A 24458-nucleotide genomic window follows, 5' to 3' on the forward strand; every position below is an offset into this window, starting at 1 on the left:
CCGTCATGCCCGGCCCAGTTTTTCCAGCGCCGCGTCGGCCAGGAAGGTGGAACGACTCTTGATGCTGTGATCCCGTACATAGCGATCGATCTGCTTGATCACGAAACCAGGCAGTGTGACGTTGACCTTCTCCGTCTTACCAAGATAAGGCGTTACGTCAATCTCGATCATGCCCCAGCCCATTCCGGCGAAATCGGCATTCCTGGCGTGCTGAGCAACAGTGCCGGCCTTGGGTATGGTTCCACCGCCAGCTGCTATTTCCTGAAGCATGATATGAGCAATCTCCACCGCCGCGGCGTGGGCTTCCTCGAACGTATCGCCTGCGGTTACGGCACCTGGGATATCGGGAATCTGGATACCAAACGCCGTGGTTTCGCTTCCCCATTCTATGCACATTGGATATTTCATTTTTTTCTCCAAAAGGGTATCAGGGCAAAACTGGACTAAACCAGCCCGGCAAGCTTTTTGATGGCCCGCACCGTTCCGAATGGCAAGTCTTTCTTGGGATGCGGCACGGGGACTGTCTGAAGTTTTTCAGGATGCTTGAACATATGGTGACTGCCTGAAACACGATCCAGAATCCATCCATCTGCTTCAAGCTCCTTTATCAATTGCCTGCTCTGCACCCCCACCTCCAGTCATTCGACTTAAAAAATATAACCCTGGGCGCATGTTAAGACAATACAAAAAAGGCACCCAGAGTTATCTTTTTTATTCCTTCACAACTTATTTCGCTAAGACTAGCCTGTGGTTGCCTGGCTCGACGAGGGAGCCAGCCAATGCAGCCAAACCCGCTGAAAACAAACTCTTATAACTTTTTGATCTAAAACTACCATGCCCTCACTGGGTCAGTTTCTGGGTGACTGCACTTTCTCAGTCACCTCCCCAACGGAAACCCGGTAAGGACTTATGTGCGGATTAGCAGGTGAACTTCGTTTTGACCATCAACCAGCGGACCTGGCCGCTGTTGAACGCATTACCCATGAGCTGGCGCCTCGCGGCCCGGATGCGTGGGGGTTTCACAGCCAGGGGCCGGTTGCCCTTGGTCATCGCCGTCTGAAAATCATGGACCTGTCGGATGGCTCGGCGCAGCCGATGATCGACAGTCATCTGGGCTTGTCCATGGCCTTCAACGGTGCGATTTACAACTTCCCGGAATTGCGTGCCGAGTTGGAAAGCCTTGGCTATCAGTTCCATTCCGGTGGCGACACCGAGGTGTTGCTCAAGGGCTATCACGCCTGGGGCGCAGACATGCTGCCCAAGCTCAATGGCATGTTCGCCTTCGCCATCTGGGAGCGTGACAGCAAGCAGCTGTTCATCGCCCGTGACCGCCTCGGCGTAAAGCCGTTGTACCTGTCGAAAACCGACAAGCGCCTGCGCTTCGCGTCTTCGCTGCCTGCCCTGCTCAAGGGTGGTGATATCAGCGGAATGCTTGATCCAGTGGCGCTCAACCATTACCTCAACTTCCACGCTGTGGTGCCTGCACCGCGCACGCTGTTGGCGGGCGTCGAGAAGTTGCCGCCAGCCAGCTGGATGCGCATCGACGCCAGCGGCAAGGTCGAGCAGAAAGTCTGGTGGACCCTGCCTTACGGTCCTCATGAAGACGAGAAAAACCTCACGCTCGAAGACTGGCGCGACCGCGTACTGGACAGTACACGTGAAGCGGTGGCGATCCGTCAGCGCGCTGCGGTGGATGTCGGCGTGCTGCTTTCCGGCGGTGTCGACTCCAGCATGCTGGTCGGCCTGTTGCGGGAAGTGGGGGTCGAAGACCTGTCGACCTTCTCTATCGGCTTTCAGGATGCCGGTGGCGAGCGTGGCGACGAATTTCAGTATTCCGACCTGATCGCCAAGCATTACGGCACACGCCATCACCAGCTGCGTATTCAGGAAAGCGAGATCATCGAGCAGTTGCCTGCGGCGTTCCGCGCCATGAGCGAGCCGATGGTCAGCCACGATTGCATCGCCTTCTACCTGCTGTCGCGTGAAGTGTCCAAGCATTGCAAGGTGGTACAGAGCGGCCAGGGCGCTGACGAACTGTTCGCCGGTTACCACTGGTACCCGCAAGTGGACGGCGCGAGCGACCCGGTTGCAGCCTACCGCGATGCGTTTGTCGACCGCAGCTACGCCGAATACGCCGAGACGGTGCAGCCGAAGTGGCGCACAGCCAACGACGCAGCCGGTGATTTCGTTCGCGATCACTTTGCCCAGCCCGGTGCCAGCGCCGCGGTCGACAAGGCCTTGCGCCTGGACAGTACGGTGATGCTGGTCGATGACCCGGTCAAGCGTGTCGACAACATGACCATGGCCTGGGGCCTGGAAGCGCGTACGCCGTTCCTTGACTACCGTCTGGTCGAACTGTCGGCTCGCATCCCGGGGAAATTCAAGCTGCCCGACGGTGGCAAGCAGGTGCTGAAAGAAGCTGCGCGTCTGGTCATTCCTTCGGAAGTGATCGACCGCAAAAAGGGTTACTTCCCGGTTCCCGGCCTCAAGCACCTGCAGGGCGACACCCTTAATTGGGTGCGCGAACTGCTGACCGACTCCAGTCAGGACCGCGGCCTGTTCAACCCTGCCATGGTCGACAAGCTGCTGACCAACCCCGAGGGCCAGCTCACGCCATTGCGCGGCTCCAAGCTGTGGCAACTGGCAGCGCTGAACCTGTGGCTCAGCGAACAGGGACTGTGATCGATGAAACAGAACGCGACGACTTATAGCCAGCGCCTGTTGCGCGGCCAGTCGCCCTCGTACGAACGTCTGCAGGCACGACTCGCTGAAGACGGCAGCCAGATAGATGCAGACCCTCTGGCGCTGCATTGTGGCTGGGGACGCTTGCTGATCGGTCACACCTACCCTGATCCGGCCGCGCTGGCTCAGGACCTGCTCAACGAAAAACCCGGCGAGCGCGACATCGCCCTGTACGTGGCTGCGCCGCAGCAGGTATTGGCGCAATCGCCGCAGCAGCTTTTTCTCGACCCGTCGGACACGTTGCGTCTATGGTTCAGCGATTACCGCCCCGCGCACCGTGTGTTTCGCGGCTACCGCATCCGCCGTGCGCACAATGAAAACGACTGGCAGGCCATCAACAACCTGTATCTGGCGCGCGGCATGTTGCCCATCGACCCCGAGCTGCTGACCCCGCGCCATGAAGGTGGCCCGGTGTATTGGGTGGCCGAAGATGAGGGCAGCAACACGATCATCGGCAGCGTCATGGGCCTTGATCATCAGAAAGCCTTCAATGACCCGGAAAAAGGCAGCAGCCTCTGGTGCCTGGCGGTTGACCCGCAATGCACACGCCCCGGCGTGGGTGAAGTGCTGGTGCGGCATTTGATCGAGCACTTCATGAGCCGCGGTCTGAGCTACCTCGACCTGTCGGTGCTGCATGACAACGATCAGGCCAAGGCGCTGTACGCCAAGCTGAATTTCCGCAACCTGCCGACCTTCGCCATCAAGCGCAAGAACGGCATCAACGAGTCGTTATTTCTTGGCCCTGGCCCGCAGGCGGACTTCAATCCATATGCGCGAATCATCGTCGAGGAAGCCCATCGTCGTGGTATTGACGTGCAGGTGGATGACGCCGATGCCGGCCTGTTTACCCTCAGCTACGGCGGTCGCCGTATCCGCTGTCGTGAGTCGTTGAGCGATCTGACCAGCGCAGTGAGCATGACCCTGTGTCAGGACAAGAGCCTGACCCATCGTGCGTTGAAGGCTGCCGGTCTGCGCTTGCCCGCGCAGCAACGGGCAGGCAGTGCAGACGACAATCTGGCGTTTCTTGAAGAGCACGGGCAAATCGTGGTCAAGCCGCTGGATGGCGAGCAAGGCCAGGGCGTTGCCGTCGATCTACGCACCATTGAAGACGTTCAGAGCGCTATCGAGCAGGCCCGTCAGTTCGACACGCGCGTCATTCTGGAAAGCTTTCATGAAGGCCTCGATCTGCGCATCGTGGTGATCGGCTTTCAGGTGGTGGCTGCAGCGATCCGTCGTCCGGCTGAGGTCATTGGTGATGGCCGCCATACCATCAAACAGTTGATCGAGGCCCAGAGCCGTCGCCGCGCCGCCGCGACCGATGGCGAAAGCCGCATTCCGATGGACCAGGAGACCGAGCGCACAGTGCGCGAGGCCGGCTTTGACTATGCCGATATCCTGCCAATGGATCAGCGTCTGGCCGTGCGCCGCGCTGCAAACCTGCACACCGGAGGCTGCCTGGAAGATGTCACGGCCATTCTGCACCCTGTGCTCAGCGATGCAGCAGTACGTGCAGCGCGGGCGCTGGACATCCCCGTCGTCGGCCTGGACCTGATGGTGCCGGCCGCCGATCAGCCCGAGTACGTGTTCATCGAAGCCAATGAACGCGTGGGCCTTGCCAACCACGAACCGCAACCCACCGCCGAACGTTTCGTCGATCTGTTGTTTCCGCACAGCCTGCCTGTGCATATCTGATCGCAGTTGCGGACACAGGCTGCAAAAGGGCTATCAGCCCTTGCAGCCTGTGGCTTGCAACTGTTCCATAAGGAGCATCCATGACCCCTGCAAATATCCCCGATCCGGATCTGAAATACCTGCAGAAAGTTCTGTTGGAAATGCTCGCGATTCCAAGTCCGACCGGTTTTACCGACACTATCGTGCGTTACGTGGCCGAGCGTCTTGAAGAACTGGGCATCCCGTTCGAGCTGACCCGCCGCGGCACGATCCGCGCCACGCTCAAGGGCAAGCAGAACAGCCCTGACCGTGCAGTATCAGCGCACCTGGACACCATCGGTGCCAGTGTTCGGGAAGTCAAAGACAATGGCCGCCTGGCGCTGGCGGCAGTCGGTTGCTGGTCAAGCCGGTTTGCCGAGGGCAGCCGTGTCAGTGTATTCACCGACACGGGCGTGATTCGTGGCAGCGTTCTGCCGTTGATGGCGTCCGGTCATGCGTTCAATACCGCCGTGGACGAGATGCCGATCAGTTGGGATCACGTCGAGCTGCGTCTGGACGCCTACTGCACTACACGTGCCGACTGCGAATCGCTGGGCATCGGTATCGGCGACTTTGTGGCGTTCGACCCGCTGCCGGAGTTCACCGAAAGCGGCCACATCAGTGCACGCCATCTGGATGACAAGGCCGGTGTCGCGGCGCTGCTTGCGGCGCTGAAATCCATTGTAGACAGCGGTGCAGAGCCGTTGATCGATTGCCACCCGTTGTTCACCATCACCGAAGAAACCGGTACGGGCGCAGCGGGCGTACTGCCTTGGGACGTGAGCGAGTTCGTCGGTATCGACATCGCGCCGGTTGCACCGGGCCAGCACTCCAGCGAGCACGCGGTGAGCGTGGCGATGCAGGACTCGGGCGGTCCGTACGACTACCATCTGTCCCGCCACTTGCTGCGTCTGGGCGTAGAGAACGAACTGCCGGTACGCCGTGACCTGTTTCGCTATTACTACAGCGATGCGCATTCAGCAGTGACGTCGGGGCACGACATCCGCACGGCCCTGCTGGCCTTCGGCTGCGACGCGACTCACGGTTATGAGCGCACGCACATCGATAGCCTGGCAGCGCTGAGCAAGCTGCTGGGTGCTTACATATTGAGCCCACCTGTGTTCGCCAGCGATGCCAAACCGGCCCAGAGTTCACTGGAGCGGTTCAGCCATCAGATCGAACATGATGCGCAGATGGAATCCGACACCCGTGTGCCACCGGTCGACAGCCTGATCGGGCAGAATCGCGAGGAAAGTTGAGGGCCTGTGAATTGCGGTGCCTGGCACCGCAGTTCTATCATCGCTGCTCATCGACACGAGAACCGCCATGCTGATCCCCTACGACCAACTGGAACCCGACACCCTCACCCGCCTGATCGAGGATTTCGTCACGCGTGAGGGCACTGACAATGGCGACGAGACGCCCCTGCAAACGCGTGTACTGCGCGTGCGTGATGCATTGACCAAGGGGCAGGCAGTGATCTTTTTCGATCTCGAGAGCCAGCAATGTCAGTTGATGCTCAAGCACGATGTGCCCAAGGAGTTTTTTGAATAACCTTGAGCGGGCCTGAATCGGGTTTTCAATAAAGCGAACAATGTCGGCTATTGAAGTGGCGTTGTCGCTTGTTGCGAAAGTTTGTTGGCGATGCGCTTGTAGACCTCGGCTCGGTGAACCTTGATGTCTTTCGGGGCGTTGATCCCGAGCCTCACCTGATTGCCGTTGATACCCAGAATCTGCACGGTGATGTCATCACCGATTGAAAACGTTTCACCAATTTCCCGCGTCAGTACCAGCATTTTTCCCACCCTTCTCGTTGCGCAAAAAGGCAGGGTGCATCGCGAAACCGAGCGCTTCAATGCGCTGATGGCAAATCAGTAACGCCCTTCAAGCGCATCGGAAAAGACTGAAGGAAGGGTCTTACTTTCTAGCTGGATCTGTAGGAAATATCGTTGGCAGCTGCAGTTTTTCATGCAGCAGACCAGCGCGGCCCCAGCAGGATGATGGTGGCGCCGATCACGCAGAAAGCCAGCCCCAGCCAGTCCGTGCCCAGCGGCCTGACCCGCTCGACCAGCCCCAGCCAGGCAATCGACGCTACGATGTAAATCCCGCCATACGCCGCATAGGCTCGGCCTGCATAGGCCGCTTCCACACGTGTCAGCAACAGCGCGAACAGTGTCAGGCTGATGAGTGCCGGAATGACCCACAGCGCGCTTTTGCCTTGGCGCAGCCATAGCCAGAAGGCATAGCAGCCAAATATCTCGAACAGGGCTGCGAGAAAGAACCACAGGTAATTGAGCACGATGGACTCGCTGAAAGGGGCTTAAAAGAGGGGCGTAACCCTATCAGAAAACAGCGCGGTCATGACCTTGATGACCTTGAACACGTCGCTCAAGAGGACGCAGAGCGTCCAGAACGGCATGCGACGCGGAGCGTCCAGAACGGCATGCGACGCGGAGCGTCGCACGATAGTCATAGTTGAGGTTATCGTTCCCCACGCTCCAGCGTGGGAATGCAGGTCGCGACGCTCTGCGTCGCAGGAGGACGCAGAGCGTCCGGAAACGCATGCGACGCGGAGCGTCGCACGATAGTCATATCGTTCCGTACGCTCCAGCGTGGGAGCGTCGCACGATAGTGAGATGCTCGCGTCCGCTTCTGGGCGGCGTCAGGCGTGCCCTTTCTGCGCCTTGGCGCGCATCTTTGCGCACATGACGGTCATTTCGTCATACATCGCCTGTGGCTGTTTGCGCTTCAGGTCCCAGGCCATTCGGCCTTCTTCGTGGGGCAGGATCATGAACTCGCCTTCGGCTACCTGCCTGAAGATGTAGTCGGCAATATCTGCGGCAGTGATCGGTGACTTCTCCAGCAGTCTGCCGATCTGCGCTTTCATGGCAGGTGTCGGGCCTCGAAACGAATCCAGCAGGTTGGTCTGAAAGAACGACGGGCAGACCACATGCACGCCGACGCCCTGATCATGCAGTTCAACCAACAGGCTTTCGGAAAGCGCTACAACCCCTGCCTTGGCGACGTTGTAATTGCTCATGGCCGGGGCCTGCATCAGCGCGGCCATCGACGCAATATTGATGATTTTGCCTTTGCTGGCCTGCAACATAGGCAAAAACGCCTTGCAGCCTTTGACGACGCCCATCAGGTTAATTGCGATCTGCCAGTCCCAGTCTTCCAGTGACAGCTCGTTAAAGAAGCCACCCGACGCCACGCCAGCGTTGTTGACGATGATGTCGATGCCGCCCAGTCGCTCTTCACATGCCTGAGCAAACGCCGTGAGCTGACTGTAATCGCGAACATCGCAACGCTGAACGAACCCGTCACCACCCGCCTCGCGCACCAGCGTCAGGGTCTCCTGCAGACCGGCATCGTTGATGTCAGACAGCGCCAGCCGCCAGCCTTCGCGCGCCCAGCGCAGTGCAATTTCACGACCCAGACCTGAGCCGGCGCCAGTAATCATGATGCGGTTTTGCATAGCCGAGTGCCTTGTGATGTGCAGGAGTTGCCTGAGTGTAATCACAGCCGGGGCCCTATAACCCCACCATCAAGGCGCTGAATGCCTGGAGCAAACCCGCAGCTTATGAATGCCGCACGCGTGATACAAAACGCATCAACAACAGGCCGTACACCGACACATTGACCAACAGCACAATGCCCCCAAGCCACAGCTGTATGCCCGGCGTAAGCCCGGCCGGGTAGATCAGCGGAATCAGATAATGCTCGACGAAGCCGCCGTCATATCCCTGCTCACCGGCTGTGCTGCGCAGTGAGTTTTCCAGCGGTGTCAGCGGGCAATACAGGTGCAGAAACTCGACCGCAGCCCCCCACGCAACTGCCGGAACGTGCAGTAATGCCAGCCACGGCCTGCTCACTACCAGCAGACCGCCGAACAGGACGAATACGATGAACAGTAGATGAAACGCGACCACGGCATCTGCCGTCACTCGATAAAACATCTGCGTACCCTCTGCTGGACTTCAATCAGGTCACCTGTGCAAATCAGCCGAAATTTTTCACGTCGTTTAGTTCAATTATTTTTAAGACTATTTCAGGTATTTTCTGTCAATTGGAACCGAATTATTGTCCGACAAAAACACATCAAGCCCATGATTTTAATGATTTTTTAGATATGTAAGAAATTATTAAAAATAGATGAAACCTTTCTTGAGCGACCGCAGTCGGATGAATCAAGCAGGCAAATTCAATACCGTTGGGTATGAAAGTTTTTACTGCATCTGTTAACTAACTTAAATGAAAGAGGGAACTCATTATGGGCATCGGCACTATTCTTATCATCGTTCTGATTCTGTTGCTGGTTGGCGGTCTGCCGGTATTCCCGCACTCGCGCAGCTGGGGCTACGGTCCGTCGGGCATCATCGGTACTATCCTGGTGATCCTGCTGATTCTGGTATTGCTCGGCAAGATATAACCTGTTGCTTCAAGCAACAGGCAAAAGCCCCGCTTCTCCAGGCGGGGCTTTTTTATGGCCCATGAAAAAGCAGCCCGAAGGCTGCTTCGTTCACTGCCTCAGCACTTAGTGCGAAACCGCACCGCTGGCACCCAGGCCTGTTTGTGACCGGACGAACTGCGGGTAGAACAAGGCGCGCTCGCCCTCTGCCGCTTTCGACTTGTCGGTGATGGAGAAGAACCAGATACCTACGAAGGCGATGGCGATAGAAAACAGCGCCGGGTATTCGTAAGGGAAAATGGCTTTCTCGTGATGCAGGATCTGCACCCAGATGGTTGGCCCCAGGATCATCAGCACCACGGCGCTGATCAGGCCCATCCAGCCGCCAATCATGGCGCCACGGGTGGTCAGGTTTTTCCAGTACATGGAAAGCAGCAGGATCGGGAAGTTGCAGCTTGCAGCGACCGAGAACGCCAGGCCCACCATGAACGCGATGTTCTGACTTTCGAAGGCAATACCCAGAAGGATCGCCACGACTGCCAGCGCAATAGTGGTGATTTTCGAGATACGGATCTCGTCTTTCTCGTTGGCCTTGCCCGCCTTGATCACGCTGGCATACAGGTCATGGGAGACCGCCGAAGCACCTGCCAGGGTCAGACCGGCAACCACTGCCAGAATGGTGGCGAAGGCGACTGCAGAGATGAAGCCCAAGAACAGGCTGCCACCGACCGCATCGGCCAGGTGAACCGCTGCCATGTTGTTACCGCCCAGCAAGGCACCCGCTGCATCCTTGAACGCCGGGTTGGTGCTGACCAGCAGGATCGCGCCAAAACCGATGATGAAGGTCAGGATGTAGAAGTAGCCGATGAAGCCGGTCGCGTACAGCACAGACTTGCGGGCTTCCTTGGCATCGCTCACGGTGAAGAAGCGCATCAGAATGTGCGGCAGGCCAGCAGTACCGAACATCAGCGCCAGACCCAGCGAGAACGCTGAAATCGGGTCTTTCACCAGACCGCCAGGGCTCATGATCGCTTCACCTTTAGGGTGAACCTTGATCGCCTCGGAGAACAGCATGTTGAAGTCGAAGTTAACGTGCTTCATGACCATCAGGGCCATGAACGACGCACCGGACAGCAACATGACCGCCTTGATGATCTGCACCCAGGTAGTGGCCAGCATGCCGCCGAACAATACGTAAAGGCACATCAGGATACCGACCAGTACCACCGCAACCGTGTAGTCCAGACCGAACAGCAGCTGGATCAGCTTGCCGGCACCGACCATTTGCGCAATCAGGTAGAACGCCACTACCACCAGCGAGCCGCAGGCGGACAAGGTGCGAATCTCTTTTTGCTTGAGGCGATACGACGCAACGTCGGCAAACGTGTATTTACCCAGGTTGCGCAAGCGTTCGGCGATCAGGAACAGAATGATCGGCCAGCCCACCAGGAAGCCGATCGAGTAGATCAGGCCGTCGTAACCGGAGGTGTAGACCAGTGCGGAAATACCCAGAAAGGACGCTGCCGACATGTAATCACCGGCAATTGCCAGACCGTTCTGGAAGCCGGTGATCTTGCCGCCTGCCGAGTAGTAGTCCGATGCGGTCTTGTTCTTTTTCGACGCCCAGTAAGTGATGTACAGCGTGAAGGCGACAAATACCACGAACATGATAATCGCGGCGATGTTCAGGGGTTGCTTCTGCACGGCGCCCGTCAATGCGTCTGCCGCCCAGAGAGTCGGCGCGAATGTGGCCAGGCCAAGTGCTGCTGATAGGCGCCGGATCATTGCTGAGCCTCCTTCAGGATGGCGTTGTTCAGGTCATCGAATTCGCCATTGGCACGGCGAACATAGATGGCGGTCAGCACAAACGCGGAGAGGATAAGCCCTACGCCTATCGGCATTCCCCAAGTAATGGTTGAAGTCGGACTCAACTTGGCCCCCAGAATATGGGGTCCGTACGCAATCAAAAGAATAAAGGCCGCATACAGGCCAAGCATGATCGCCGAGAGAATCCAGGCGAACCGCTCTCTTTTGGATACCAGCTCCTTGAAACGCGGGCTGTTTTGAATCGAGAGGTAAATGCTGTCGTTCATTGTTTTTGTCCTCGCAGCACAGATGAGATGTCACGTAACGCACTTTAGTCGGGTCCTGCGCGCACTCCAGACGACCTTAGTATTAGAACGACATTAGCCGCAGATGAACCTCTTTGCACGGCACAGGTCCGCCATCAGTCAGCCTGTGCAGAAAATACCGTGATCCAGAAACGCCAAAGGCCGTCTGGCGATGGCACCAGACGGCCTTGAAACGGCTTTTACAGAGGGCTGTAGAACTATTTAGCGGTCCATGCAGCTACCCGATCCGGGTGCTTGGCTACCCAGTCCTTGGCTGCAGCTTCAGGTTTGGCACCGTCCTGAATCGCCAGCATCACCTCTCCGATTTCATCCTTGGATGCCCACTGGAATTTTTTCAGGAAGGCCACGACCTCGGGGGCTTTTTTCTCCAGGCCAAGGCTGGCGACGTTGTCGACGGTTTCAGCTGCACCGTAAACGCCTTTAGGGTCTTCCAGGAAACGCAGTTTCCACTTGGCGAACATCCAGTGCGGTACCCAGCCGGTGACGACGATGGCTTTCTGCGCTTTCTCCGCACGAGTCAGTTCGGCAATCATGCCTGCGCCGGAACTCGCCTGCAGTTTGTAGCCGTCCAGACCATAGTCCTTGATGGCCTGGTCCGTCTTGAGCATGACCCCTGAACCTGCATCGATCCCGGTGATCTTCTTGTTGAAGGAAGCATCGGTCTTGAGGTCTTCGATGGTCTTGGCTTTCACGTATTCAGGCACGATCAGGCCGATCTTGGCGTCCTTGAAGTTGGGCCCGTAGTTGACGACCTGATCCTTGTACTTGGTGTAGTACTCGCCGTGGGTGCCCGGAAGCCAGGCAGACAACATCAGGTCGAGCTTGTCGGTGGCCACGGCCTGCCACATGATCCCGGCCGCGACCGATTGCAGTTTGACGTCGTAGCCAAGCTTCTGCTTGATCACTTCGGAAGCCACGAAGGTGGTGGCGACGCTGTCGGACCAGCCTTCCACATAGCCGATGGTCAGGGTCTTGGTTTCAGCAATCGCCAGCGTGGAGCTGACAGCAAGCACCAGAGCGGCACCCGCCCCCAGTATTTTTCGCATCATCATTGTCGCTTCCCCGGAAGTCTGCACCGACGGTTGTCGGCACTGGTTAACGTTGTTTTCAAGACCGCACCCACGCCCGGCTTTGGGGCACGCTGCGCCCTGCACGTTTTGATCGCTGCCACGCGCAGTGACACGCACCGCAACGCCACCTTGATCATCGACTTGCTGCGCAAGCAGACATGCTCTGTCTGCGACACCGGGGCAACGGGAAACGACAACAACGAGCCATCAGCGACAACGCCCACCTAAAAACGTCTTGCCCGACCCTGCCTGTACCTTTCAGAACGGTTTGCGTACACGCCCCCCATACACCGATACGATCGTCGTATAGACGCAGGAGATCTGCGGCGCACCACTCTGGCTCATTCAGCAAAGGAAACAGGATGTGTTACCGCAGCCTCGTAAACCACGCTTCGAACGGGTAACACGGAAACATTTTTAACGGCGTCAGGCCCGCATGAGCGATGCCAATAATCGTAAGCTTATGATTTAAAAGAACTTTAAAAAGTTGGCACAGCTTCTGCTATATCTCTTGTACAACAAAAACAAGAAACGAAGCGGCAAACCAATAAGAACAAGACGTAACGGCTCTGACATAACAAGAACAAAACGGACAGAGGCGCAGCTAACAGATTTTTTTGGAGTGGATCAGCTTTACAGGGACCTTTCGGTGAAAGGCCTCGCGACCGGACAGAGAACAATAAAACTACCTTCAGGTAGCTCCCGAACCGGTGGGATCACGATGTTGTGCAGACAGGTGATTAAAGCGAGTCAGCGCTCAAAAAAATACGTTTGCTCTTGACCCCGAATGGGGGTCGCCCAACAACGCTGTAAAGGGACTGGCCATCAACAACAATAACAGGCCGCCCTACAACAATAAAAAGAGCAGGTAAAACACATTGGAGGAGAGCTACGGCTCTCCTTTGTGTTTTTCGTCACCAGGAAGCTGCAGCGTAGCGGGATGTAGCGGCAGTCAGTCCCCCGCCTGTATGGTCAAACCGAGCCAATCTACGTCGTCTGCGAAAAATAAACCGCATAACTGCATTGCAAATTCCAAAGAACGTGTATTGTTCCGTCATAATTTACACGGTTAACCGGTGGATGCGGCACTTTGGCACTACACCTTGGTCATAGCCTGCGTATCTCATCAGCACTTCTTTCCCAAGGGATTTAGTCATGCTCCGTTTTCTGCGCTTCGCTACCGTTATAGGTGGCTTGTGTTTAAGTGCGTCCGCTCTGGCAACCACCGTCGACTCTGCCACCTATGGCTACCCGCTGACTAATCCGTTTGAAGCGACCATTGCGACCACCCCGCCCGATCTGCGCCCCGATCTGCCTGACGATGAAGACATCGATCAGGACGTCTACACCCTGAACCTGCATCCCGAGCGCGAATTCACCCTGCCGGACAACTTCTGGGCGGTAAAAAAGCTGCACTATCGCCTGGCGAAGCAGGACCACGCTGCCCCGCTGATTTTCCTGATCGCCGGCACCGGCGCGCCGTATAACAGCACCATCAATGAATTCCTGAAAAAGCTCTATTACGGCGCGGGCTACCACGTCGTACAGCTGTCTTCGCCCACCAGCTACGACTTCATGAGTTCGGCATCGCGCTTTGCCACTCCTGGCGTGTCCACCGACGACGCAGAAGACATTTATCGCGTCATGCAGGCCATTCGTGCCCAGCAGGCGCAATTGCCGGTGACCGACTATTACCTGACCGGTTACAGCCTCGGCGCACTGAATGCCGCCTTCGTCAGCAAGCTGGATGAAACCCGCCGCAGCTTCAACTTCAAGAAAGTGCTGCTGCTCAACCCGCCGGTCAACCTTTACACCTCGATCAGCAACCTCGACAAACTGGTGCAAACCAACGTCAAGGGCATCAACAACACCACCACGTTCTATGAACTGGTGCTGGCCAAGCTGACCCGTTACTTCCGGCAAAAGGGTTACATCGACCTTAACGATGCACTGCTGTTCGACTTCCAGCAGTCCAAGCAGCATTTGACCAACGAGCAGATGGCGATGCTGATCGGTACCTCGTTCCGCTTCTCGTCTGCCGACATCGCGTTCACCTCGGACCTGATCAACCGCCGCGGTCTGATCACGCCACCGAAATTCCCTATTTCTGAAGGCACCAGCCTGACGCCGTTCCTCAAGCGTGCCCTGCAATGAGACTTCGATTGCTACCTGACCGAACAGGTCATTCCGATGTGGCGCGCCCGCACTGACGGCGGTAGCCTGCTGCAGCTGGTCGATCAGGTCAGCCTTTACGCCCTCAAGGATTACCTGCACAGCAACACCAAGATTGCCGTCATGCACAACGCTGACGATGTGATTCTGGGCTCGGGTGATCTGGGCTTCCTGCGCAAGACCTTCGGGGATCGTCTGACCGTTTATCCGTACGGCGGGCATTGCGGCAACCTTAATTACCGCGTCAACACCGACGCCATGCTGGAGTTTTTCCGTGGCTAAACGTCTTTTACTTCTTGCCGCTCTGCTCTGTGCCGGCACAGTCCAGGCCGCTGACGCGGATACCAGCAACAAGGCTCAGCACCCGGCCACTGTGGCCCGTCAGACCGATGCTGACGGTTTCACCCAGCCGCTGAAGTCGTTGCAATTCAACCCGGGGCTGGATCAGCGTGAGTTCGAGCGCGCCTCCATCAACGCGCTGGAAGTCTACGACCCGCTGGAATCCTGGAACCGTCGGGTGTACCACTTCAACTACCGCTTTGATGAATGGGTGTTCCTGCCGGTCGTGGACGGCTATCGCTACATCACACCCGGCTTCGTGCGCAGCGGCGTGAGCAACTTTTTCAGTAACCTGGGCGACATCTCCAACCTGCTGAACAGCCTGCTGCAGTTCAAGGGCGAGCGTTCGCTGGACACCACTGGCCGTCTGCTGCTCAACACCACCATCGGCATCGCCGGTCTGTGGGACCCGGCGACCATGATGGGGCTACCGCGCCAGAGCGAAGACTTCGGTCAGACGCTGGGCTTCTATGGTGTTCCCGCCGGCCCTTATCTGGTGTTGCCATTGTTCGGCCCATCGAACCTGCGTGACACTGGCGGCATGCTGTTCGACTACACGGCTGAAAACCAGATCAACTTCCTGAACGTTGCCGAAGTCAGCGACGACCATCCGGAAATCACCGTGCTGCGTGCGATTGACCGCCGGTATGTCACAAGCTTCCGCTATGGCCAGCTGAACTCGCCATTCGAGTACGAGAAGGTGCGTTACGTCTATACCGAGTCGCGCAAACTGCAGATCGCCGAATAAGCGAAACGCAGCAAAAGGACGGCCAGCCAGAGTGATCTTGCTGGTCGTTTTTTTATGGGCACTTTTACCTGCCGGACCACTCACATTCCTCGGGCACACAGGCCTCGATCCATTTACTCGATCCATTTAACAGACAAAAAAGGAATTTCCATGCGGTCTTTCGGTTTCAAGGCAATCGTTGTGTGTGTCGCGCTGGCAGCCTGCCAGAGCATGGTCAGCGTTCAGGCGGCGACCAAGCCCCAAGCGGCTGCGCCTGCCGCCGCTGCGGTACAAAAGGCTTCGTTGCTGGGTGGCAAACTGGCGTTTACCATTCCTGCGGGCTACGTGCAGGGCGAGATGCCCGAGATTGACGCGAAGGCCAAGGCTCAGGGGGTAACGGGTGCGCTTTACACCAACGCCGCTGAAAAGCGCGTGCTGATCGTTACCGAGACGCCTATGCCAATGGGCGTCCAGGCCAGCGACAACGACGGTGTAGTGCTTGATGGCCTGGTCACCGGGATACTTGCCCAGCAAAGTACCGGCTACAAGGACTTCAAAAAGCTGGGCGACAAGAAGATCGTCAAGAAGAACGGTCTGGGTGTCCGGCAGCTGGATACCTCGGCGACCATGAGCGACGCCCAGGTTCTGAGCACCTCGATCATTGCCGCTTCGGGTACACGCGCAGCCGTGCTGAACGTGGTCTCCAACGCGAAGAACCCGAAGGAACACGCAGCGCTGGTGAAAGCCGTCATAGGCGAATGATTCGAGCATCGGGTGGCTCTGACCAGCGTGGCTTAATCCACCCGCAACGCCTCTGACAATCGCTCGACCAGCGCCTGCACCTTGGGCAATGACTCGCGGTTGCGCGGCCAGGCCAGATGCAGCGCCAAACCGTCAGTGGCCAGCTGTGGAAGAATCTCCACCAGCTCGCCACGCTGCAACTGCTCCCTGATCAGCCAGGTTGCCAACTGAGCAATGCCCCACGCCGAAGTCACCGCAGCCACCTGGGCTTCGCCGTTGCCGATAACCAGCCGCGCTTCGACAGCGCGCGCCTCCCGCTGCCCTTGGTCGTCAACAAACAACCAGGGGCTGGTGCTGCCATCGCCACGACCAAACAGAATGCACGCGTGACTGGCGAGGTCCTCGAACGTCGTCGGTACGCCGTGGCGCTCCAGATAAGCCGGTGCCGCGCAGAAGATCACCCGTTCGGTGCCCAGGTAACGGTGCGCCACGCCCGCTGGCCAGACAGGTGGACCGCCGATGCGCACGGCCAGGTCGATACCTTCCTCAAGAATGTCGACGAAACGATCAGTGAAGGTTATCCGCGGGCGCAGCTTGTGATGCTGCCCGGTGAAGGCGAGGATCAGCGGCAGCACGTGCAAACGACCAAAGGTCGCAGGCAGATCGATACGCAATTGTCCGGCAGGTTCTGTGCGCTGCGCCGCCAATGCGGTTTCGGCAGCCTCCAGATCGGCAAGCATGCGCGTGCACACAGCGTGATAGGCCGCCCCCTCCTCGGTCAGCGCCAGACTTCGGGTAGTGCGCTCGAACAGACGCATGCCCAGGCGGCTCTCCAGGCGTGCAACGCTTTTGCTGACTGCGGAATTGGTCAGACTCAAGCGGTCAGCGGCTGCCGTAAAGCTCCCTGCATTGGCAACGGCGACAAACGTTTCGATCCCCTTGAGGCGGTCGGTGGACAGCACGTGGATTACCCATTAGTGAATTCAATTCCGCAATGTAATGAATATTTGCCAAAGATAGGAATCATTTTCTGCAATAAGCTGGCGAACTTATTTTTTCATGGGTTCGTATCATGCCGTCTCTGGAAACTGCCGTCTCTGGCACCAAGAGCGAAAGCTCGACCGGTGCAGGCTTGTCCATCGCGATTCTGGCGCTGGCTGGCTTCGTAATCGTTACCACCGAATTTCTCATCATAGGACTGCTGCCTTCACTGGCCCGCGACCTGGGAATTTCCATTTCTACTGCCGGTTTGCTGGTTACGCTATTCGCCTTCACCGTGATGCTGTTTGGCCCGCCGCTGACAGCCATGCTTTCGCACCTGGACCGCAAGCGTACGTTCATCGTCATCCTGCTGATCTTCGCGGCCTCCAACGCTCTGGCTGCGGTGTCGAGCAATATCTGGGTGCTGGCACTGGCGCGATTCATACCAGCACTGGCGCTGCCGGTGTTCTGGGGCACGGCCAGTGAAACCGCAAGCCTGCTGGCCGGACCGAAACGCGCCGGCAAGGCAGTGGCGCAGGTTTACCTCGGTATCTCCGCCGCCATGCTGTTCGGTATCCCGCTGGGCACCGTATTTGCCGATGCAGTGGGCTGGCGCGGCGCGTTCTGGGCGCTGACGCTGCTGTCTGCATTAATGGCAGTGTTACTGGCGTTGTCGATGCCACGCATTGAACCTACCGCAAAGGTCGGCCTCGCCGAGCAGGCAAAAATCCTGCGTGATCCGCTGTTCCTCGCCAACTTGCTGCTGTCCATCTTGCTGTTCACTGCCATGTTCGGGGCTTACACCTACCTGGCAGATACACTAGAACGCATCGCAGGTATCGAGTCGGCTCAAGTGGGCTGGTGGTTGATGGGCTTCGGCGCGGTCGGCCTGATCGGTAATGCACTGGGGGGACGTTATGTGGACCGCAGCCCGCTCGGCTCGACCATGGCCTTTGCGCTGCTGCTCGCACTGGGCATGACCGCAAGCGTACCCGCCGCAGGCTCCATGCCGCTGCTGGCCGTGGTGCTGGTGATTTGGGGCATTGCTCACACAGCGTTGTTCCCTATCTGTCAGATCAGGGTGATGAAAGCGGCACCGCAGGCCCAGGCATTGGCAGGAACCTTGAATGTCTCGGCGGCCAATGCAGGTATAGGTCTGGGATCGATCATTGGCGGCCTGACCATTGAGCATCTGGGCCTGAATGCGGTGGGGTATGTCGCAGCCGTCGTTGCGTTACTGGCCATTGCAGTTGCCTGGATGACCGGGATTCAGAAAAACAAGGCCGGCGCATAAACTGGCCCGGCTCGATTAGCCGGATATCACCGGGCAGTACTTTTGCAACGACGCAACTACACTGCCCGGTTATTCCAGAGTGCCGCTGCTGGTATGTTTCGTCATATTTTTGAACCTGTTTCCTGGCTGTTTTTGTCAGTTAATTGACTCCGAAACAGGCAAGCCTTCCCGATGTGCAGCTAATTGACACTGCACTGCAAAATGCTCTTCCCATGACACTGGCGAACGCTCAAACTCCAGCCTTTCGGTCAAGGAGTCATGGTTTCTGACCGATTCAAGACGTTATGTCCGGTAAGGAACTATGAGCTCATATCACCGCAAGGGACTGGCATTCGCCAAGCGGATCTACGCGCCGAGATCACTCGGTGTCAGCGTTGGCTTTATTACTGTCGCTGTGTCTTTGTATTACGTGAATGCTGCACACTGGCTTTGGACACTGGCGCTGCTCAATGCCCTGATCTGGCCGCATGTTGCTTACCAGATTGCGAAAAAATCGCGCGAACCCTATCAGGCTGAATGGCGCAATCTACTCTTCGACTCGCTGATGGGCGGGTTCTGGATTGGCGCGATGGGCTTCAGTGCCGTGCCCAGCGTTACGGTCATCGCAATGATGGCCATGCATAACATGGCTGCTGCCGGGCCACGCCTGATGCTGCAAGGCTTGTGCGCACAGGCGCTGGGGGTGCTGATCTCGCTTGCCGTGCTTAACCCCGTAGTCAATCTGCATGGCAACATTGCACAGATCTACGCCTGCCTTCCCGTCCTGGTGATTTACCCTATTTTCATCGGCTGGATGAGCCATCAGGTCACCCTGAAGCTCTGGGAGCATCGCAACATCCTGCGCAAAATAAGCCGTACCGACAGCCTCACCGGACTGCTCAATCATGGCGCATGGAAAGACCTGCTTGATCTGGAGTACGCAAAAAGCCAGAACCAGCATCAGCAGTGCGTCATCGCACTGATCGACATTGACCATTTCAAGGTCATCAACGATACCTACGGCCACCTCATGGGCGACACCGTGCTGCAGAACATCAGCGAAGCACTGATGGAAAACCTGCGGGACTCGGATTTGATCGGACGTTGTGGCGGAGATGAGTTCTGCGTCATTCTGCCGGACACCCGCTTGTTTCAAGCGAGGGAAATCCTGGAGCGCACGCGTCTGGCGATAGATGAAATGAGCTACTCTTTGCAGCGCGATCTCAAGGTCAGCCTGAGTATCGGCATAGCCGCCTATTCTCCTGAACTGCCGGATGCCTCATCCTGGTTGCACGAAGCAGACAAGGCGCTGTACCTCGCCAAAAGCACCGGTCGCAACTGCGTGGCCAGCGCTCAGGATATGCCGTCAGAGCTCCAGCCACTGAGTGCCGATGCCTGACCGGTCAACGCCGGTTCTTGAACAGGACGTCAAACAGGGATGAGAAGTTCTTGATGCCCATTGCCTTCATGAACGAGTTGCGCATGTCTTCTCGCAGGCTTTCCAGGGTGATTTCCTTGGGTTTTGCGGTTTTTTGAGCGGGGATGCCTGTTTCCCGAATGTCACCCTCGCCAGGGGCGTACTTTTCCTTTGACAGAGTTCTAATGTAGTCGTTTTTCTGGCTTTTATAGGTAGCATAGTCAGGTCCAAGTTGCTGGTCCCTTTCCCCCGACGTCGAAAAACGATTGATGACTTTTTCCATGAACTCAAAGTGGTTGTGACCAAGGGCACCGTAGTCTTTGTCCGTGATAAAACGAATAAAACCCTGATCCAGCCGTGTCGTTGTTAAAGCGCTTCCCTCACTAATACGCTTGGCCGTCGCCGCATTTGTATCTGTAAAACTGTAAAAGACCTTGTGCCCTTCCATGTCATAGGTCTTGCCTTGGTTATGACGAGACCAGATCCTTCCATCGTCTTTCTCCCTGTAGGATGCCAGCCCAAACGCCAAGTCATCGACGTAGAAAAGATCAGCCCCCTGATCTCTGGCCCACTCATAAACCTCGCCAAGAAGCCTCCGGTCATCCCGTGTTAAAAAAAAGGCTTCAGGCATGGACGTGCCGCACTCTGCCTTACCCAGCATGGGTGCTGGAAATTTAGGGTCTGTCAGTCCGAAAATTCTCTGCTTGAGAATCGCCCCGCCACTGATTGTCACGGAGGGGTCCAGAAAGTTTGTATGACTGGATGAGTTAGCAAGAACGGGTATTTTTTTAGAGGCTATTTTTTCATCGAGTTGCCTTGCTGTTACCAGCGCTTCTATTCCAGAGCTGATTACCCGCATAAAGTGGACTCCTGGCCTATAGAACCCCTGACGTTTATCGTCAGGGGTCGACAATCAATACGTTAAATGAAAGGTGACTGTTTCCGCCCCCAACGGCTTACTTTGCCAAGGTCCACTTTCAGCGTTGTGCCGAATGATCACATCCGACGCGTAGCTAAAACCGAGATTATTGAAGAGCTCAGTACTACCTGGAGCGCCAGGAATAATAGTTACACAATCGATATCGTGCACACCCGTGGTTCGAAAGCAAAGATTGGCGCGCTCACCTTTACTGTCCGGAAATGATGTCGCCGTCCATGAGATTTTCCGCAATCGGGAGTTATTGGCCGCCCCGCGAGGGTAATCGGACAATCTCAACTGGTGCCTGGAGAATGCATTATGCCCAGGTCCGTTTATAGTCGTAGGTGTTCTTGTAGTTGTCACCGAGTAATCTGCAGCCTGACTGGCCGAAGACAAAAACAACAGCAACAGCAACAGAGGTACTATTTTTTTCATAACACTTTTCCCAATGATTTATCATTAAAAACACGCGGCATTTGCGATTCTTCTTACTACTCTTTTATTGTATAAGCCACTGATAAAAACATGCGGTATTTAATGCTACGCCTTCAAAAAGCTCGAAAAAATTTAAAACCATTACTGAAAAAATCGTAAACCCCGAACAGCTTTATATATCCATATCAAATACTTTTCAGAAAAAGCCTTAGCCCGTGGACATCCAGGGCGGGTTCTCAATCAATCGAAAACTCAAAAAAGGAAAGATTTTCCAACAGCCATGCAGGGGTATGCACTTCAAGCAGTGCGCTAATGGGCTGCTCCATGATCAACTTGCCGTAGAGGGTTTCTTCCTGCTCCAGATGGGCAAGCTGGGTGGCGCGATAATTGAGCGGGTAGATGCTCTTTTCGATCGGCAGTAATCGGTCGAAGTGTTCGAGCAGGCCGTGGAAGACGATTCGTCGCTCGACCGTGTTCCGTGTGGTGGCAATGAGTTTGACGAAGTACTCACTGTCCTGGTGCCGCAGTGCTTCACCGGCAGTGTAACGCTCGACCAGCGTGTGCAGCGATTCGTCATCGAACACGATGCAACACAGGTCTTCGCGCAACAGGCCTTTGAACGGGTTGTCGACCGCTGGCCGGCGGCCGTGCAAGCCCAGGATGAACTGTACAGCCTGCTCGGCCAGCCACTTGCGCTTGCGCCCCTCAAGCCGCTCGACCTCTTCGATCAACGGGGCCTGGCGTCCATGCGAACGAACCTGTCGGCAGAGCTTGGCAAACAGGCCAACGGGGCCGGACAGTTTTTTCTGTTGCTCGGCAAGTTGCGTTACCGAAAGTGCCGACTGCCGGGTTGCCAGGCGATGGAAGTCTGTTGTGAGATTCAAACCGGGCCGATGCGGATCCAGCCGCAATGACTGATCGGACTCAGACCGGCCCCGAACAAAACAAACAGTCATGATTGCTCCTTTTTATTCTTTACGGTTTGACGTATGGACGGACTTTAGAACCATCTGTTCCGGGCAACCAGATAGCCGACCACCGGAAATCAACCGTAGTGCAATAGTGAAATTATTGACCTTGGGGCACTGCCCCGATAACGCTGATCGCCCTGACAAGATGTGTTCTGTGACAAGACACATTATGTATGTGCTGACTCGTTGCGCAATCCGACAGATGTAGGGGGTCGGTTACTTTTTCCCGGAAGCCATAAAGAAACACAACGCGCCATGAGCTCGACACGGGTCTTTACACGGCTCTTTCTTAGTAGCGAAGACACGTGATCGCGAACCGTATAGTCACTGATACGGAGCTGCCTGGCGATTTCCTTATTCGTACAGCCCTGCAACAGCAGGCCAAGAACCTCTTGCTCTCTCATTGTCACCTCCATGCTACTTCCCCTTGCCATCATTTTGCCCTAAAGCAAATTTGTAGGATGTTTCATACACACGTCTTCCATGACCTAAAAAGTAAATCGGCACAGAAACCATTTTATTTAGTATTGTTTTTTATTAAATCCGAATAGAAACCAAAATCCTGCCAAAAACAAAGACCTGTGAGAATAATCATGAAGCAATAAACTATTAAAGAAATCTCCTACAGAAAATACAGAACAATTACCTCTATCAATTTAACGAAATCACAAATAACCCACCAATCGAGGCACGTCGGAATCGTGGCAGCCAACAGCACACCAGCTCAGTAAATAAAAATAATATAGAGGGGCGCAAGATAGACTTGAGCAAACAGAATTACAATCACTTGTTACAATTGACCGCGCCTGACTTGAAGAACTTTCTTGATGTTTTTCATTTGCGCAAACCGCCCATATAGATGAGCGGCTGCTTGCGAGAAAGAGGCGCGCCAGCAGGAACAGGCTTGATGCTAACCGTTTCGGCCGGCTGCCAGGTCATCTACCACCACACACCGGCGCAAGCCGAATACTGCAGCGGTCGTCAGACCCACAATTCCCATGACCAGGCTGTAGAGCACACAAACCCAGATATTCCAGGGCATCAGCGCGATGAGCAGCAATGGCGTGGTACTCGCCCAAAAAGCGTAGGCGATGTTGTAAGTGAACGAGATGCCAGACACACGAATGTTCGCAGGGAACAGTCCGACCATCACCGAAGGCACCACGCCGACAACCCCGCAGGCCAGCCCTGCGATGGCGTAGGCGATACCCAGCGGCATCCATTGCTGGATGAGACTGGCGTAAAGCACGCCTATACCCAGCGGCAGCAGCAGGCTGTAGATGATGATGCCGCGCCACGCACCGATGCGGTCAACCAGCATGCCTGCCAACACGCAGCCGATATTGAGGAAGACGATGCCCACCGCACTCAGGGCAAACGTAGTGCTCGCGCTGATGCCGAAGCGCTGCTGCATGACCGTCGGCGTGATCACCACCAGCACGACCACTGCGGAGGTCAGCACAAACGTCAGCAGTGCGGCAGGCAGCAAGGATTGGCGATGATCGCGCAGGACCTGGCCAAGCGGCAGTGCAGGCAGGTTTTCACGCTGGGCGTGCATGGCGATAAACACTGGCGTTTCGTTCAGCCAGCGGCGTAACCAGACGCCCACGACGCCGAAAACACCGCCCAGCAGAAACGGAATACGCCACGCCCAGTCAAGAATCTCACCCGGGCTGAAGACCCTTGCCAGCCATGTTGCGGTCAGCGCACCGAGCAGGTATCCAAACGTCAGGCCGGCTTGCAACACCCCGAGTGCGTAGCCGCGATGCCCCTGGGGTGCGTGCTCTGCCACGAAGACCCAGGCACTGGGTACTTCGCCGCCGACCGCTGCGCCTTGCAGAATGCGTAACGCCAGCAACACCAGTGGTGCCCAGTAACCAATCTGTGCGTAGGTGGGCATGACGCCGATCAGCAGACAAGGCAGGGCCATCATCAGAATACTCAGGCTGAACACCCGCTTGCGTCCCAGCCGGTCGGCAAAATGCGCCATCAGAATGCCGCCCAGCGGGCGTGCGAGATAGCCTGTCACGAAGATCCCGAAGCTTTGCAGCAGACGCAGCCACTCGGGCATGTCGGGCGGGAAAAACAGCTGGCTGAGGGTCAGCGCGAAGAATACGAAGATGATGAAGTCGTAGATTTCCAGCGCGCCACCCAGCGCCGCAAGACTCAGAGTCTTGTAGTCGCCTTTGGTGAAAGGTTGCGGAGTGGATTGAACGATGGCCGTCATGAAGCCCCCGAAACATGGCTGAAAAAAGCGCCTGGCGCTCACAGGGCGCGAAGAATAGCAAAGCTTGCGGGCGCACTGATACGGAGCTGAGGCCTGTAGCGGGAACGATGATCGCAACTATCGTGCGGCGCTCCGCGTCGCATGCCGTTTCTGGACGCTCCGCGTCCTCTTGACGACGCAGAGCGTCGTGA

23 protein-coding genes and 1 pseudogene are annotated in these 24458 nt (G+C 56.6%); 10 read left to right on the top strand and 14 right to left on the bottom strand.

The features are described from left to right. Positions 1-3 precede the first annotated feature (3 nt). Positions 4-408, bottom strand: coding sequence for a type II toxin-antitoxin system HicB family antitoxin (locus tag RYC17_RS15180; RefSeq protein WP_058400155.1), 405 nt, complete (start codon positions 406-408; stop codon positions 4-6). A gap of 35 nt (positions 409-443) precedes the next feature. Further along, a complete protein-coding gene (locus RYC17_RS15185) occupies positions 444-626 on the bottom strand; it encodes a type II toxin-antitoxin system HicA family toxin (protein ID WP_003434313.1) in 183 nt (60 codons plus the stop codon). Positions 627-909: 283 nt separating this feature from the next. On the opposite strand from RYC17_RS15185, the gene RYC17_RS15190 reads away from it, so the two are divergent. The 4 genes from RYC17_RS15190 (at position 910) to RYC17_RS15205 (ending at position 6006) form a co-directional block, all read left to right on the top strand. Then, positions 910-2682, top strand: a complete 1773-nt coding sequence (locus RYC17_RS15190; protein ID WP_044322414.1) for an N-acetylglutaminylglutamine amidotransferase — start codon at positions 910-912, stop codon at positions 2680-2682. A gap of 3 nt (positions 2683-2685) precedes the next feature. Further along, a complete protein-coding gene (gene ngg / locus RYC17_RS15195; RefSeq protein WP_054071106.1) occupies positions 2686-4434 on the top strand; it encodes an N-acetylglutaminylglutamine synthetase in 1749 nt (582 codons plus the stop codon). 80 nt (positions 4435-4514) lie between these two features. After that, a complete protein-coding gene (locus tag RYC17_RS15200; RefSeq protein WP_002552559.1) occupies positions 4515-5711 on the top strand; it encodes an osmoprotectant NAGGN system M42 family peptidase in 1197 nt (398 codons plus the stop codon). A gap of 67 nt (positions 5712-5778) precedes the next feature. Continuing rightward, a complete protein-coding gene (locus RYC17_RS15205; protein WP_316903641.1) occupies positions 5779-6006 on the top strand; it encodes a YheU family protein in 228 nt (75 codons plus the stop codon). Between the two features lie 47 nt (positions 6007-6053). Here RYC17_RS15205 and csrA read toward each other — a convergent pair whose 3' ends face one another. The 4 genes from csrA to RYC17_RS15225 all read right to left on the bottom strand — a co-directional run bounded on the left by csrA (position 6054) and on the right by RYC17_RS15225 (position 8411). Then, on the bottom strand, positions 6054-6248 hold the full coding sequence (gene csrA / locus RYC17_RS15210) for a carbon storage regulator CsrA (protein WP_002552557.1): 195 nt from the start codon (positions 6246-6248) through the stop codon (positions 6054-6056). A gap of 170 nt (positions 6249-6418) precedes the next feature. Beyond that, the gene (locus tag RYC17_RS15215) at positions 6419-6751 is read right to left on the bottom strand and encodes a YnfA family protein (protein ID WP_011168084.1); all 333 of its coding nucleotides are present in this window, start codon (positions 6749-6751) and stop codon (positions 6419-6421) included. 363 nt (positions 6752-7114) lie between these two features. Next, on the bottom strand, positions 7115-7930 hold the full coding sequence (locus RYC17_RS15220) for an SDR family oxidoreductase (RefSeq protein ID WP_054071108.1): 816 nt from the start codon (positions 7928-7930) through the stop codon (positions 7115-7117). 103 nt (positions 7931-8033) lie between these two features. After that, positions 8034-8411: a DUF2784 domain-containing protein gene (locus tag RYC17_RS15225; RefSeq protein ID WP_316890833.1), complete on the bottom strand. Its 378-nt coding sequence runs from the start codon at positions 8409-8411 to the stop codon at positions 8034-8036. 314 nt (positions 8412-8725) lie between these two features. Between RYC17_RS15225 and RYC17_RS15230 the strand changes: the two genes are divergently transcribed. Beyond that, positions 8726-8884, top strand: coding sequence for a DUF3309 family protein (locus tag RYC17_RS15230; RefSeq protein WP_002552554.1), 159 nt, complete (start codon positions 8726-8728; stop codon positions 8882-8884). 105 nt (positions 8885-8989) lie between these two features. Here the strand turns inward: RYC17_RS15230 and RYC17_RS15235 are convergent, their stop codons facing one another. From RYC17_RS15235 to RYC17_RS15245, 3 genes are all read right to left on the bottom strand, one after another. Beyond that, entirely contained in the window at positions 8990-10648 is a 1659-nt protein-coding gene (locus RYC17_RS15235; RefSeq protein ID WP_058400151.1) for a cation acetate symporter, read from the bottom strand. Next, positions 10645-10956: a DUF485 domain-containing protein gene (locus tag RYC17_RS15240; protein WP_002552552.1), complete on the bottom strand. Its 312-nt coding sequence runs from the start codon at positions 10954-10956 to the stop codon at positions 10645-10647. The genes RYC17_RS15235 and RYC17_RS15240 overlap by 4 nt, the downstream gene beginning before the upstream one ends. A gap of 236 nt (positions 10957-11192) precedes the next feature. Continuing rightward, positions 11193-12047 (bottom strand): glycine betaine ABC transporter substrate-binding protein, encoded by an 855-nt coding sequence (locus tag RYC17_RS15245; protein ID WP_002552551.1) that lies wholly within the window; start codon positions 12045-12047, stop codon positions 11193-11195. Between the two features lie 1173 nt (positions 12048-13220). Here RYC17_RS15245 and RYC17_RS15250 point away from each other — a divergent pair. The 3 genes and pseudogenes from RYC17_RS15250 to RYC17_RS15260 all read left to right on the top strand — a co-directional run bounded on the left by RYC17_RS15250 (position 13221) and on the right by RYC17_RS15260 (position 16065). Continuing rightward, a pseudogene (locus RYC17_RS15250) lies at positions 13221-14519 on the top strand (serine/threonine protein kinase). Beyond that, positions 14512-15324, top strand: coding sequence for a VacJ family lipoprotein (locus tag RYC17_RS15255; RefSeq protein WP_011168082.1), 813 nt, complete (start codon positions 14512-14514; stop codon positions 15322-15324). Before RYC17_RS15250 ends, RYC17_RS15255 begins: the two are co-directional and overlap by 8 nt. A gap of 150 nt (positions 15325-15474) precedes the next feature. After that, the gene (locus RYC17_RS15260) at positions 15475-16065 is read left to right on the top strand and encodes a hypothetical protein (RefSeq protein ID WP_058400148.1); all 591 of its coding nucleotides are present in this window, start codon (positions 15475-15477) and stop codon (positions 16063-16065) included. 32 nt (positions 16066-16097) lie between these two features. Here the strand turns inward: RYC17_RS15260 and RYC17_RS15265 are convergent, their stop codons facing one another. Beyond that, positions 16098-17006 (bottom strand): LysR family transcriptional regulator, encoded by a 909-nt coding sequence (locus tag RYC17_RS15265; protein WP_122258325.1) that lies wholly within the window; start codon positions 17004-17006, stop codon positions 16098-16100. Positions 17007-17116: 110 nt separating this feature from the next. Here RYC17_RS15265 and RYC17_RS15270 point away from each other — a divergent pair, with 110 nt between their 5' ends. Continuing rightward, positions 17117-18319 (top strand): MFS transporter, encoded by a 1203-nt coding sequence (locus tag RYC17_RS15270; RefSeq protein WP_122258324.1) that lies wholly within the window; start codon positions 17117-17119, stop codon positions 18317-18319. A 301-nt stretch (positions 18320-18620) separates the two neighbouring features. Then, entirely contained in the window at positions 18621-19697 is a 1077-nt protein-coding gene (locus RYC17_RS15275; RefSeq protein ID WP_058408821.1) for a diguanylate cyclase, read from the top strand. 4 nt (positions 19698-19701) lie between these two features. Here the strand turns inward: RYC17_RS15275 and RYC17_RS15280 are convergent, their stop codons facing one another. The 4 genes from RYC17_RS15280 to RYC17_RS15295 form a co-directional block, all read right to left on the bottom strand. Continuing rightward, on the bottom strand, positions 19702-20574 hold the full coding sequence (locus RYC17_RS15280; protein ID WP_316903643.1) for a hypothetical protein: 873 nt from the start codon (positions 20572-20574) through the stop codon (positions 19702-19704). Between the two features lie 731 nt (positions 20575-21305). Then, positions 21306-22025 carry a hypothetical protein gene (locus RYC17_RS15285; RefSeq protein ID WP_058408822.1) on the bottom strand — a complete coding sequence of 240 codons (720 nt, stop codon included), beginning with the start codon at positions 22023-22025 and terminating at the stop codon, positions 21306-21308. A gap of 182 nt (positions 22026-22207) precedes the next feature. Further along, positions 22208-22477 carry a helix-turn-helix domain-containing protein gene (locus RYC17_RS15290; RefSeq protein ID WP_080396197.1) on the bottom strand — a complete coding sequence of 90 codons (270 nt, stop codon included), beginning with the start codon at positions 22475-22477 and terminating at the stop codon, positions 22208-22210. 473 nt (positions 22478-22950) lie between these two features. Further along, complete coding sequence (locus tag RYC17_RS15295; protein ID WP_316890848.1) at positions 22951-24267, bottom strand: MFS transporter; 1317 nt, start codon at positions 24265-24267, stop codon at positions 22951-22953. Between the last annotated feature and the right edge of the window lie 191 nt (positions 24268-24458).

The organism is Pseudomonas syringae group sp. J248-6 (assembly GCF_032586995.1).
Classification (GTDB): Bacteria; Pseudomonadota; Gammaproteobacteria; order Pseudomonadales; family Pseudomonadaceae; genus Aquipseudomonas; species Aquipseudomonas amygdali.